Annotated in this window: 4 protein-coding genes and 3 pseudogenes; 2 read left to right on the top strand and 5 right to left on the bottom strand. The window is 55.6% G+C overall.

What is annotated here, in order from left to right:
• Nucleotides 1-162: pseudogene (locus NCN04_RS07920) on the top strand (DUF1269 domain-containing protein); the annotation flags it as partial.
• Here NCN04_RS07920 and NCN04_RS07925 read toward each other — a convergent pair.
• The 5 genes and pseudogenes from NCN04_RS07925 to mnmG all read right to left on the bottom strand — a co-directional run.
• Nucleotides 135-599 (bottom strand): hypothetical protein, encoded by a 465-nt coding sequence (locus tag NCN04_RS07925; RefSeq protein ID WP_250395727.1) that lies wholly within the window; start codon nucleotides 597-599, stop codon nucleotides 135-137. The pseudogene NCN04_RS07920 and the gene NCN04_RS07925 overlap by 28 nt on opposite strands.
• 87 nt (nucleotides 600-686) lie before the next feature.
• Nucleotides 687-1,271, bottom strand: coding sequence for a chorismate lyase (locus NCN04_RS07930; RefSeq protein WP_502988768.1), 585 nt, complete (start codon nucleotides 1,269-1,271; stop codon nucleotides 687-689).
• 599 nt (nucleotides 1,272-1,870) lie between these two features.
• Nucleotides 1,871-2,467 (bottom strand): M23 family metallopeptidase, encoded by a 597-nt coding sequence (locus NCN04_RS07935; protein ID WP_250395729.1) that lies wholly within the window; start codon nucleotides 2,465-2,467, stop codon nucleotides 1,871-1,873.
• Between the two features lie 239 nt (nucleotides 2,468-2,706).
• Nucleotides 2,707-3,411: a DNA polymerase III subunit beta gene (locus NCN04_RS07940; RefSeq protein WP_250395730.1), complete on the bottom strand. Its 705-nt coding sequence runs from the start codon at nucleotides 3,409-3,411 to the stop codon at nucleotides 2,707-2,709.
• Nucleotides 3,412-3,435: 24 nt separating this feature from the next.
• A pseudogene (gene mnmG, locus NCN04_RS07945) lies at nucleotides 3,436-4,773 on the bottom strand (tRNA uridine-5-carboxymethylaminomethyl(34) synthesis enzyme MnmG); the annotation flags it as partial.
• Between mnmG and NCN04_RS07950 the strand changes: the two are divergent.
• Nucleotides 4,764-4,890: pseudogene (locus tag NCN04_RS07950) on the top strand (DnaB-like helicase C-terminal domain-containing protein); the annotation flags it as partial. The pseudogenes mnmG and NCN04_RS07950 sit on opposite strands and share 10 nt — an antisense overlap.

The raw sequence follows: 4,890 nt of genomic DNA on the forward strand, positions 1-4,890 counted from the left end.
TTAGTGAGGGAGGCCACGCCCGATCGTGTCATCGAGCGCTTGCGTCGCCATGCGCCTCATGCCCGGTTGATCCACACCAACCTCAGTCATACCGATGAAGACCTGCTGAAAGAGCAACTCGAGAAGGCACGACGTCAGGCTGAAGCACTCAGGTTGGGTTGATTAGAGGCTGGAGAGCTCTCTACGAAGCGTTGGACCTGAAAGCGACAGCCTCGATCGCTGAGCTGAAGGTTCACCTCTTCGATCAGATCCAATGGCAGATCTTCGGCCATTTGCTCCAGGCTCGTGGAGACTGAGGCCGATCCTTCTTCCATGGCTTCGAGCAATGTCACCCACTGCGCAACCTGTTCGCTGCGATTGATGGGGTGATTGCCATGGGGGCAGATCACGGTGGAGCAGATGTCCACGTTCCAGCGGTTTGAGGGCCTGTGGTGATGGTTGTTGTGGAGCTGGGCTGCACCGGCTGCAATCGCTTCTGGCGTTGGATGTCCATTGCTGTCGCGCCATCCTTCATGGTCGAGAGCGTGGCCGCAATGTCTGGCTGAAAGCCCAAAGCTGCGTCCAAGGTCGGACAGGGTTAGCCATTGGGATGTCGTCATAAAACCACCGCAATTAGCGACATGATCCCGATCGCATGACCTACGGCAAGATCGCAAGCACGAATTTCGTAAAAACACTAGCTTTCTTCATCTAGAAAGATGAAGTGGTTGGCGTGGAGTGGCTCCTAGCCATTGTTCCAAGGCAGGGCTGAACACTTCACGAATCACTGTGAGCTCCCGTCCTTGACGGAAAAACCGATAGTGGCGACTCCAAAACGGTCCAGAGCAGCGAAACCGGTCTTCAAGCCAGGGTTCTTGGACGAGCGCTAAACCATCCACTTCGCGAAAGAGCTCAGTGCGACCCTGCGTGAGGCTGAGCCAGATTGGCAGGTTTCGGTCTTGCAACTGCTGGTTGGCTTCGTCCTGATTCCACCAACTTTCAGCCCACGCCACAGTTCGCCCGCCACAGTTCAGCCAGACTTGACGGCGGAGCAAGGGAGGCGTGAGTTCTTGCACTTCGCCTGGGCAGCCGACCGAATCCAGTCCCCCTACTTCTGTGGCCATGGCAATTAATTCCACGGCCACGGCGTGTCCTGTGAGGAGGCGCAGGTGACGGGTTGGACTGCCGTCTCCGAGGAGCATCAGTCTCCAGGGGCCGGGTAATTCCCCTGGGTCATCCCCGGCCACAACCATTGCGGCAGGTGCTTCCCATAAACAAGTGGGGGAAGGTATGAGCCCAGACGGCAATGCCTGCTTTGAAGGTGATGTCACAAGGCACCTCCCGCCGAGACGGATGGGAGATTGATATTGGAAGCTTTGCGTTGCAAACCCTGCGGCATCAGTGAAATCTGGCGCACCCTAACGAGCCTTTCCTTGTGCGAAGAACAGCAGGGGCCTAGGCGATCCGCTCAGGAGGGGTTTCGATGGATACCAGTTCAGTAACCACTGAAGCGAAGCGCTAGCTCAAGGGCGCCAAGTCCGCAGAGAAAGGTTCCGCCAAGTAATGCAGCTTCTTTAAAAGAACGAGCCATGATCATTAGGGCAGAACCCACGACTAACGCTCCAAAAAATCTAAATGGAATCTCGAGCTCCAATATTGAGACGTGTTGCATGAATCAATCATCAGGCGCCTTTGCGGCACTGATTTCACTCAACTTCATGAAGTTCTCGGCAGGAATGCTCAAGGTCCCAGTTTTTTCAGGCTTAATGCAATGCTTCGAAACTTTGATTTACCGATCTAAATTTATAAATGTCTAATTAGGCGCCGGTTGGCTGTCTCTTCTTGAGTACATTGACGCACATCTGGCCAGCCATTCATTGTTGGCAGTGACTCAACGCAACGCGTTTTGATTCAGAAGTGGGGCAGGGTCAATCGCCATGATCTGTCCATTCTTGAATCGACGGAGTTCGAAATGGAGATGAGAGGTGCTTGCGTGGCCGCTTTTTCCTACATTCCCGAGTAGGTCTCCGGTGTGGATGAGTTGGCCGGGCCTGATGCGAGCGCTAAGTAAATGTGCGTAAAGCGTTTGCCAGCCATTGCCATGATCCAGTAAGACAGTCAATCCGTACCCAGAAATGGGTTGCACTAACAATGCTTTTCCAGAGAGTGCAGCCAAGACTCCTGTTCCAGAGGGAGCGATCAAATCATGTCCTGTATGTAAGTGCCATTGATCTCGATGGTCTGAAAACCGCCAGCCGTAAGGACTCACTTCCTGGGCAAGATAAGAAAGCGGATATTGGAGTCTGATCGTCTCTCCGCGTCTGATTGGCCATAAGCTTTGAGGAAGCGGTCTGACTTTTGGCCCCAGAAGTGCAAGGTCGGAAACGCTCGTCAGTATTGGCGTATCCCTTGGCCGTGGGGGCTTGGCATCGGCCTGGGTGCTGGCAAGAATGGCGAACAGCAATACGGCGAATATCTGTCGATGCATGGCGGCATGCGTAATCAATTCGTTGTATCTCTCATTCGAGAGAATGCAACGCTTTAAAACAGTCGATCCGAGAACTTATGGGTGGCTAATAGTGCCTTTGACAGGCACTCTTTCAAGAACCACTTCCCCTTTTGTTGTGTTTGCTTTTCAGCCAAAACTATTGAGGGCTTGTAGGTTTCTGCGTGGTTTGTTTTGAGTGAATTGGGGACATTGGCAGATCGTTGATTGGATCTTTTTGTTTAGAAAGCGCCTCCGATCGAGAGGGATTCGCGTGCACCGTTGCGTTCAATCACGGCACCTGTGCTGGAAATGCTCAGCAATGACCAGCCACTGTTGCCGATGCTGTCGCCAGGTGTTGCGGAGAGCGATTGGTTGTCTAATTGGAAGATGGCCGATCCCCCCACTTCAGCGTGCACAACTCCCACGAGAGCAGGCTTGCTCATCGGAGCTGGCGCTACAGCACTTGCCTCTGAGTTGGATGGGGAGGCATCGGATAAGGCTGTGACAGGCGCAATCGCTGCACTGAGCGGCAGCGTGAGCGGTTCAAGGCTGGGCAGGGTCGTAACAACCTCAGGTTGCTCTGGTTTGGGAGACGCAGAAGCAGAGGAGGTAGGGGTGGCACCTGCTTTGAGCTTCTCAGTCAGAGCCAGATTGCGCTCGCGATAGAGGGCTTGCTCGGACAGCTGCCAACTGCGTGCCCACCAAGCACTACAGAGCAGGGCTCCGAGCGTCACGCCAATCAGGGTGAGCTGCTGCCATGGCTGAGTGCCGCGAGGCGTTGTTGGGAGAGGATCCGCAACGGGCTGATTGGCTGGATCTGTTGCCGGTGCCAGTTGAATCTCAACGGCCTTCAGGGAGGGTTCCGCTTCTTGGAACACCTGGTCCATGACCTGTTCAGCGCGCAGATTCCAATACGCCGTGGATGTGGAGAGGCGAGAGGGCACTGCAAACCTTTGGTTGAGGCAAAGTTATCGAGAGTTGATGCTGCTGGCGAGACCTTCTCTCTTTTGGGATCGGCGTTTTTGAAGCTCCAGCCAAAGCAACAGGGCCGTGAGGTCTGCTTGGCTAACCCCAGGAATGTGTGTGGCCTGGCCCAAAGTGGTGGGTTGAATGGCAGTGAGCTTTTCGCGCGCCTCTCGTGACAAGGTGCCGATGCTGGCGTAATCGAGATCGGCGGGAAGTTTGCGCAGGCTTTGGCGTTTGACTTGATCGATCTGTTGTTGCTGGCGCTGCAGGTAGCCGCTGTATTTAATGTCGATTTCCGCGCCCTCTCTCACCGCAAGGGGAAGATTGGCATCGGCTAGGCCATGTCGCACAAGATCAGAGCTGTGAACGCCTGATCGACGCAAGAGATCCGCGAGCGTGATCGAGCCTCGAATCGGAGCTCCGCTTTCTTTCTCAACGCTTGGTGCGACAGGGTCGCTGACCTTGAGGCGCACTGTTTCGAGGCGCTGCTTTTCGTCCTCCATGGCCTGGAGCTTGTCGTTGAACAGCTTCCAACGCCGGTCGTCAATCAGTCCAAGCTCACGGCCCAGGGGGGTGAGGCGACGGTCGGCGTTATCACCACGCAACACCAGGCGGTATTCACTGCGGCTGGTCAAGACCCGGTACGGCTCGCGTAAGTCTTGGCTCACCAGATCGTCGATCATCGTGCCGATGTAGCTGCTTTCCCTCGGGAAGTGCACGGGCTCCTGTCCTTCGATCAGGCGGGAGGCGTTGAGCCCAGCGACAAGGCCTTGGGCCGCGGCTTCCTCGTACCCAGTGGTGCCGTTGAGTTGCCCGGCACTGAACAGACCCCGCACCCGTTTGGTTTCCAGGGAGGGTTTGAGTTGGGTGGCGGGAAGGTAGTCGTAATCCACGGAATAGGCCGGACGAAGCATCACGCATTGCTCCAAGCCTGGGAGGGTGCGCAGCAGTTCCAGTTGGATCGTTTCTGGCAACCCCGTAGAAAAGCCCTGCACGTAAATCTCTGGAGTGTCGCGTCCCTCTGGTTCCAGGAAAATTTGGTGGGAGTCTTTGTCGGCAAAGCGCACGATCTTGTCTTCGATCGAGGGGCAATAGCGCGGGCCTTTGCTGTCGATGATGCCGCCGTAAATCGCAGTGAGATGGAGGTTGTCTTTAATTAGTTGATGCGTTGCCGCTGTGGTGCGGGTGATGTGGCAGCTCATCTGTTCGCCGCTGGCCCAGGCCATGGGGTCAAACGAAAAGAAGCGATCGGCGGCATCGCTTGGTTGTGCTTCCAATTGGTCGAGCGCAATGCTGCGCCGATCAACGCGGGCAGGGGTGCCGGTTTTGAGCCGATCTGGTGTTGATGATCTACCGCGACGAGTACTACAACCCGGAGACCCCAGACCGAGGTATCACTGAAGTGATCGTGACCAAGCACCGCAACGGTCCCGTTGGCACCGTGAAACTACTGTTTG

This window comes from Synechococcus sp. MU1655 (assembly GCF_023630655.1).
In the GTDB taxonomy this organism is placed as follows: Bacteria; Cyanobacteriota; Cyanobacteriia; order PCC-6307; family Cyanobiaceae; genus Synechococcus_C.

What these genes read in the sequence shown, in the direction of transcription:
- NCN04_RS07925 (WP_250395727.1), bottom strand. Translation starts at nt 599, where the DNA reads ATGACGACATCCCAATGGCTAACCCTGTCCGACCTTGGACGCAGCTTT.
- NCN04_RS07935 (WP_250395729.1), bottom strand. Translation starts at nt 2,467, where the DNA reads ATGCATCGACAGATATTCGCCGTATTGCTGTTCGCCATTCTTGCCAGC.